General features: G+C 63.8%; 1 protein-coding gene. It reads right to left on the bottom strand.

Annotation, left to right across the window (positions count from 1 at the left end; translation table 11 throughout):
* The coding region (locus AC1DQM_RS29870; protein WP_477747265.1) for an immunoglobulin-like domain-containing protein at positions 1-671 on the bottom strand (671 nt) is incomplete at both ends.

Below are 671 nucleotides of genomic sequence, written 5' to 3'. Positions count from 1 at the left end.
GCGGTGGTCACGGTACCGGTGGTTTTGCCGACATCGATGGTAATCGTCTGGCCGTTGGCCAGGGACACGGTGACCGGGCTACCAGTCACTGGTGCACCGACGGTTGCGGTGTAAGTGACGGTGCCGCCTTCGGCGACGTTCGCAGTCGCAGTCAGCGAAACGGTGCTGGTGTCGATCGTGTCGGTGACGGTGGTCACTGCCGGGGCAGTGCTCGGCACCAGGTTCTCGAAATTGCCACCGGTGGCGGTGGAGATGGTGGCCTGGACCGTGCCCGCATCCTTGTAAACGTCATCGGATGGAGCCGGGACGGTGACGGTGCCGGTGGTTTTACCGGCGTCGATGGTGATCACGGCACCGTTGCTCAGGGTCACGGTGACCGGAGTGCCGGCGGCGTTGGTCAGGGTTGCGGTGTAAGTGATCTGGCCACCTTCGGCTACCGAGTTGGATGCGCTCAGGCTGAGATTGGTGGTGTCCGGGGTGTCGGTCACCGAGGTATCCGCCGACTTGCCGTCGACTTCCAGCTTCTCGTAGTTGCCGCCCTTGGCATCGTCGATCTTGACGCTCAGGGAGTTGCCGCCGGCCAGCGCATCGTTCGGCGCGGTGAAATTGACGCTGGCGCTGCTGGCGCCGACTGGAATGGTGATGGTCTGGCCGTTGGACAGGGTCACAAC

It is taken from the genome of Pseudomonas sp. 01L34 (assembly GCF_056400265.1).
The sequence above is the reverse complement of the archived record's forward strand: the minus strand, read 5'-3'. Positions and strand labels throughout refer to the sequence as shown.